Source organism: Mesotoga sp. UBA5847, assembly GCF_002432735.1.
Classification (GTDB): Bacteria; Thermotogota; Thermotogae; order Petrotogales; family Kosmotogaceae; genus Mesotoga.
The window spans coordinates 5,613-10,072 of the sequence record NZ_DJGL01000065.1 but is presented as its reverse complement, the minus strand read 5'-3'; the positions used below and the strand labels follow the sequence as shown (position 1 = coordinate 10,072).

At 44.2% G+C, this 4,460-nt stretch carries 5 protein-coding genes and 2 pseudogenes; all 7 read left to right on the top strand.

Annotated elements, in window-relative coordinates:
* The first annotated feature begins 55 nt into the window (after positions 1-55).
* Positions 56-295: pseudogene (locus tag B3K91_RS06535) on the top strand (sulfurtransferase TusA family protein).
* 18 nt (positions 296-313) lie between these two features.
* A pseudogene (locus B3K91_RS06530) lies at positions 314-1,302 on the top strand (YeeE/YedE family protein).
* A gap of 10 nt (positions 1,303-1,312) precedes the next feature.
* Positions 1,313-1,669 (top strand): DsrE/DsrF/TusD sulfur relay family protein, encoded by a 357-nt coding sequence (locus B3K91_RS06520; RefSeq protein ID WP_292593492.1) that lies wholly within the window; start codon positions 1,313-1,315, stop codon positions 1,667-1,669.
* Between the two features lie 9 nt (positions 1,670-1,678).
* Positions 1,679-2,035 carry an intracellular sulfur oxidation protein gene (locus B3K91_RS06515; protein WP_292593491.1) on the top strand — a complete coding sequence of 119 codons (357 nt, stop codon included), beginning with the start codon at positions 1,679-1,681 and terminating at the stop codon, positions 2,033-2,035.
* A 10-nt stretch (positions 2,036-2,045) separates the two neighbouring features.
* The gene (gene tusB, locus B3K91_RS06510) at positions 2,046-2,309 is read left to right on the top strand and encodes a sulfurtransferase complex subunit TusB (protein WP_214060639.1); all 264 of its coding nucleotides are present in this window, start codon (positions 2,046-2,048) and stop codon (positions 2,307-2,309) included.
* Positions 2,310-2,379: 70 nt separating this feature from the next.
* On the top strand, positions 2,380-2,889 hold the full coding sequence (locus B3K91_RS06505; protein ID WP_292593490.1) for a sulfurtransferase TusA family protein: 510 nt from the start codon (positions 2,380-2,382) through the stop codon (positions 2,887-2,889).
* A 62-nt stretch (positions 2,890-2,951) separates the two neighbouring features.
* A complete protein-coding gene (gene lpdA, locus B3K91_RS06500; RefSeq protein ID WP_292593489.1) occupies positions 2,952-4,313 on the top strand; it encodes a dihydrolipoyl dehydrogenase in 1,362 nt (453 codons plus the stop codon).
* The last annotated feature ends 147 nt before the right edge of the window (positions 4,314-4,460 follow it).

The window sequence follows — 4,460 nt, the reverse complement described above, 5'->3', positions numbered from 1 at the left end:
TGAGTTACTAAGTTGACCAATATGTGAAATAAATCACATTACAGGAGGTATGAAAATGGCGAAGTATTAAGTAACTAAGTCTGTTGACGTAAGAGGAGAAGTCTGTCCAGTACCGGATGTTGAAACCAAGAGGGCTCTGAAGAAGATGAAAGCCGGAGAGATACTCGAGGTTTGGATTGACTATGCCATGTCGAAAGAGAGAATTCCCGAGGCAGTCAAGGGAATGGGACACGAAGTTCTCGAAATCGAGGAAGTCGGGAACAGCGAGTGGAAGATCTACATCAAAGTAAAGTGAAAAAAGGGGTGAGATGACATGGCCTGGACGGGTCTATTAGTTGGTCTCGTTTTTGGAATCATTCTTCAAAGAGGCAGAGTGTGTTTCAACTCGGCTTTTAGGGACGTTTTGTTATTTAAGGATAATTACCTTTGGAAACTGGGTTTTCTTGCAGTCGGGTTACAGATGATCACCGTTCTCTTTGTGGCTCAGATGGGCTGGATAAGGATTGCTCCTCCGACGCTTAATCTGTTTGGGAATATTGTTGGTGCCTATGTATTTGGGCTGGGAATGGTTCTCGCCGGTGGATGTGCCTCAGGTGTTACTTATAGGTCCGGAGAGGGAATGACAACCGCAATGATAGCCGCGGTCTTTTACGGTATAGGAGCTATGGCAATGAGAGGAGGAGTGTTTTCACCCATAAGGACGTGGGCGGCCCAATTTAACATAACAGTTGATGGGAATTCTTCCGTATATTTTGACAAGGTAGGGCCCACACTCGCGACAGTCCTGAATGTTAATCCCTGGATCTCTGCAGTAATACTAGCAGCCGTCTTGCTTTGGTACACGCTTGGCACGAAGACCACGGAGAGAAAGACTAAGTTCAACTGGAAAGTTGCTGCGGTATCTCTCGCTGTTCTTTCTCCCATTGCATGGATAACGAGCGAGGCTGCTGGTCGAAATTATGGAATTGGTATCACCGGTGGTTGGGTCTCATATTTGACTCCTACATCAGTAATCAGCCACTGAGATGGGATGGGTACGAAATAATCGGAATAATCCTGGGAGCACTCATTGCGTCAGTAATAGCGAGAGAATTCAAGTTGAGGATGCCGAAGAATCCGAAGACTTATCTCGTGGTTATGATAGGTGGAACAATGATGGGAGCAGGAGCTAACCTTGCCGGTGGATGTAATATCGGGCATTTCCTTTCCGGACTTCCAACTCTTGCCATTTCGTCAATAATCGCAAGTGTCTTCCTTATTCTCGGCAACTGGACAATGGCTTACATACTTTACAGAAAGTGAGGCATCTGATTTGAAGATTACAATCCAGGTTTTTGCACCACCGTATTCATATGAGGATCTTGACACAGCAATTAAGATCGCGGAAGCAGGACCTGATAAAGGCCACGAAGTGACGGTTTTCCTCTTTGCCGATTCAATACTATCCGTTAACAGCAAAGTCAAACCGATAAGGATAGATAGAGACATTCCACGAAAACTCGAATCGCTAATACAAGAGAAGGGTTTGAAAGTGGAGATTTGCGGAATCTGTATGGACTACAGAGGTGTAACCAAGGATATGATTATCGAAGGTTCAAATCCAAGTGGTCTTCCCGAACTGGCTTCATTGATTTACAACAGCGACAGGTTTGTTAACCTGATGGCGTGAGGTGCTGCTATGGATAAGAAGATCCTGTTTGTTGTTTATCAGGCGCCAGCAGGCTCTATTTGGGTCAATGAAGCCTTTAGGACTGCATTTGGAATGTATGGCGAAGATATTGAGCCATCCGTTCTTTTGATGGAAGAGGCAACTGTTGCTCTTTCAAAGAAGACTAAGCCTGAATGTCTTGGCCTGCTCTCGATCTCCATGTGTTTTAGGTTTATCAAGAGGTACGAGACAGCAGTTTATGGTGTCAAAGAACATATGGAAAAACTGAAAGTAAATGAAATCGAAGAGAGTTTCAATGCACAATTAATAGCTGAAGCCGATATCGGAGAGTTCTTCCACAAGTTTGACAATGTAATCTTCATGTGAGGTGTCTGGTATGTATTTAATAGTAGTGAAAAACGGGCCCAATAATTCTGCCGATAGAATCAAGATCAGTGCGGCGAAAGATGGGGACAAGGTTGTCCTAATTCAGGACGGTGTTTTTTGGGGACTAAAGGAATTGACCACAGAGGCGGAGGTCTTTGCTATTAAGGACGATGTTGAGGCCAGGGGATACTCAGTTGATGACGTTACCGTGCCTCTGATAACTTATGAAGGCTTCATTGACATAGTTGAGGAATGTGAGAAGTCAATAGGTTAGGCTATTATAGTGTGATTTGGGAGGTGCACTTCGTTCAGACGTGCACCTCTTTCTACGGGAGGGATTTGGGATGCCATTAAAGCTTCCGGATTTGTTTCGCACTTTCTCAAATCAGACGAGAATTGAAATAGTTACGATGCTTATGGACAACTTCCTAACTGCTTCAGAAATTGCGTCGCTACTTCAAATAGATTTGTCAACTGTATACAGACATCTGCAGCAAATGAAGAAGCTTGGGATACTTACTTCAAGACATTTGCATGGCGTTGAGAGATTCGACTTCAGTTCTCCACACATTTTCAGAATGCTTGATGAGGCGATCTCCTTCATAACGGAACTTAAGGGATTCAAGCCAATTTCCTGCTCTGAGAGAATATGCAGTTATTATCTGGGGGGCGAGCTTGATGTCATCGAGCCTGACCAGCTTCTCGATATGAGAGGCGAATCTTGTCCAATTCCGGATATTCAAGCAAGAAAGACTCTGGAAAACATGAGCCCTGGAGAGGTATTGCTTGTTATTGTAGACTATCCGCTCTCGGGGGGAGAGAATTCCTGTGTCTATTCAGAAAGAGGGCCATGAGATAATCAAAAAGATATCTGATAAATACGGTGATATAAAGATATATATGAGGAGGAGAGAAAATGCTTGATGCGGTTGTAATTGGTGGTGGGCCTGGCGGTTATGTTTGTGCAATAAGAATTGCTCAGCTGGGTAAGAGAGTTGCGCTCGTTGAAAAGGAATATCTCGGTGGGACGTGCACAAACTGGGGCTGCATTCCAACAAAAGCGATGCTGACTTCGGCCCATTTGTATACCGAGATAGCCGACAAGTCAAAGAGACTTGGAATCGAAGTATCCGATCTTGATTATGATCTGAAGAAGATCATGGCTCACATGAATAGAACGATCACGATGTCTAGAAAAGGGATTGAACACCTCTTGAAGAAAAACGAAGTTGATTTCTTCAATGACACAGCTGTGATTAAGGATGCAAAGCACGTCCTCCTGGAGCAGAGAGGGGAGATTCTGGATACGAATAATATTGTTATCGCAAGTGGATCCGAACCCTCCATGTTTAGGCCATTCAGTGAAGTCGAAGGAATCTGGACAAGCAACGACGTTTTTCGAATGGAAGAAATGCCAGAAAGTCTAGTAATTGTTGGCGGTGGTGTTATAGGAGTTGAGTTTGCAACATTCTTCAGTTCATTCGGAGTGAAGACTACTATCGTCGAACTTGCAGACCATATCCTTCCATACGAGGATAAAGATGTTGCCGACGATATTCGAAAGTCATTGACAAGGCAAGGAGTAGAGATAATAGAGAGAACAAAGGTGACAGAGGTGGAGAAGGAGGAATGTACCTTCATTCTGAATGCCGAAGGTGAACAGGAGCTCTCACTCCAGGCTGAGAAAGTTCTTGTCGCAGTCGGTAGGAGACCGACCATTAGCGAAGACGTAAGAAATCTTGGCCTCGAAATTGAAAGAGGAGTCATTACGAACAGCCGAATGCAGACAAACATTAAGGGCATTTATGCTATTGGCGACATAAGAGCCGGAATAATGCTTGCTCACGTGGCCAGCTACGAGGGGATAGTAGCGGCTCACAACATTGCTGGAGAAGAAATGGAAATGGATTACTCGGCAGTTCCCTCGATTATTTTTTCCAGCCCAGAGGTAGGATCAACCGGGATAAGGGAAGACGACATCGAAGACATGGAGAAAGTAAGTATCGCAAAATTCCCTTTGAGCGCAAATGGTAGAGCAAGGACTGTACTAGAAAACACTGGGTTTGTGAAGGTAATAGCAGATAAGGAAAGTGGAAAGGTTCTTGGTATGAGTATAGTTTCTCCTTCAGCTACAGAGCTAATAATGGAAGGGGTAATAGCAGTCAAGAACGGTCTAACGGTAGAAGAACTTGAGAACTCAATACATCCTCATCCTACGCTATCAGAGACAGTACTTGGTGCCCTGGAGGGTATTGATGGAATGAGCATCCATATCTAAAGTAGTTCCTTAGTTAGGGGCATCCCTTTACAGTCAATGCTTTGGGATGCCCACATTTACTTTTCTGATGCTGGAAATTCTTTGCTCTTCTCTACAACCTTGATTTCTTGATTATGGCTCTTCAGCCTTTTCGTAAGGTTCCTTTCT